1 protein-coding gene is annotated in these 1263 nt (G+C 46.4%); it reads right to left on the reverse strand.

What is annotated here, in order from left to right:
* Window positions 1–46: 46 nt before the first annotated feature.
* Window positions 47–1215, reverse strand: a protein-coding gene (locus ACX5J7_RS12630) for an IS3-like element ISAma1 family transposase (RefSeq protein ID WP_085929700.1) whose coding sequence is annotated in 2 segments (ribosomal slippage) — window positions 47–966 and window positions 966–1215 — 1170 coding nt in all. Because the reading frame shifts where the segments join, the coding sequence is not laid out codon by codon here.
* Window positions 1216–1263: the final 48 nt, after the last annotated feature.

The raw sequence follows: 1263 nt of genomic DNA on the forward strand, positions 1-1263 counted from the left end.
GACTTCAAGTCCATNTGACGTGGTCAACCAAAATCACACAACCCAGTTAAGCCGCTTTTTGTAAGTTAGCCATGTCGGCCTCATATTGATTTGGACTCTTGTAATCCAGATATGAGTGCATTCGCTGACTGTTATAAAACATAGTGATGTATTGCAGAATATCCTGCTGGGCAGCACGGCGACTCTGGTAGTGACGCCACTGCACTCGCTCTTGTTTCAATGTGCCGAAGAAGCTTTCTACGACGGCATTGTCCCAACAATCACCTTTCCTGCTCATGCTACCTGTTACCTTGTATTGCGTCAGTAACTGTCTAAATTGTCGGCTTGCGTATTGAGAGCCGCGATCCGAATGATGTATCAGGCCCACTTTAGGTTTACGTTGCCACAAAGCCATCGTTAAGGCATCACACACAAGCTGGGCATTCATCCGCGATGCCATACTCCAGCCCACGATTTTTCGTGAGAATAAGTCAATCACTACGGCCAGATACAGCCAGCCTTCTTGCGTCCAGATGTAGGTAATGTCAGAGACATACGCCTGGTCTGGCTTTTGAGCATCAAAGTCGCGTGACAGCACGTTATCGAAGACAGGTTGCTGATGGTCGCTGTTAGTCGTGACTTTGTATTTTCTACGTCGTCTGACGCTCACTCCAGCTTCTTTCATCAAGGCTCTCGTTCGCTGTTTTCCAACCGGATAACCAAGCGAATTCAACGCGCGTTTCATACGTCTTACGCCATAGGTAAAGTCACTGGCATCTGCTACTTTCTGTACCCACTCAATTAACTCATCATGTTGCGGATCCGGTTCAATGTGTTCCTTGCGTCGCACGGCACTATAGTAATTACAGCGACTGACACCAAGAATCTCGCACATCAGGCTAATCGGCCAGGTCTTCTTATGTTGGGTGATGAAACCGTATTTTACTTGGTTTCTTTGGCAAAGAAGACCGTTGCCTTTTTTAAGATCTCTTTCTCCATTTTCAGGCGCTTATTCTCTGCTCGCAGTTGGCGAATTTCTTCCTGCTCGGGCGTCAACTTACCATTGCCACGAAATGCGTGAGCCCCTTCTGATTCTTGCTCTTTAAGCCAGCGGCCTAACATATTGGCACTGATACCAAGACTGCGAGCAGCCTCAGTAATCTTGTAATTTTGTTCTGTAACCAGACTCACCGCATCCAGTTTGAATTCTTTCGAGTAGCTTTTTCGGGTTTTCATATACACTCCAGTTGAGATAATTATCTCTTAACTGGGTGTGTGAATCTA

Source organism: Alteromonas infernus (genome assembly GCF_902705815.1).